Here is a 298-nt window from a genome sequence, read left to right as displayed (position 1 = left end):
CGGTGAGGAGCTGGGGCAGCTGGCCGGACTCCAGGGCGTGCCCTGCGATGTGATCGCGTACGTAAGGATCGGCCTGACCCCAGTCCTGCCCCGGCACGGCCGACAGCAGCGCGACGGCGATGCGCGACTGCGCGGTACGCGCGTCGGGCAGCCCGGCCCTGACCGCCGCGCCGATCGCGGGGTGCAGCAGCCGCAGCCGCTCACCCTCGGAGTCGGGCTGTACGAAAGGACCGGCGAGCAGCATCCCGCCCGCGATCTCCGCGCTCATGTCACGCCCGGCGACGGCCTCGGCGAGCTG

At 74.2% G+C, this 298-nt stretch carries 1 pseudogene; it reads right to left on the bottom strand.

Annotated features, from left to right (window positions below):
• Positions 1-298, bottom strand: a pseudogene (locus J0695_RS39445) (ATP-binding protein); the annotation flags it as partial.

This window comes from Streptomyces beijiangensis, assembly GCF_017315755.1.
GTDB classification, from domain to species: domain Bacteria; phylum Actinomycetota; class Actinomycetes; order Streptomycetales; family Streptomycetaceae; genus Streptomyces; species Streptomyces beijiangensis.
The sequence above is the reverse complement of the archived record's forward strand: the minus strand, read 5'-3'. Positions and strand labels throughout refer to the sequence as shown.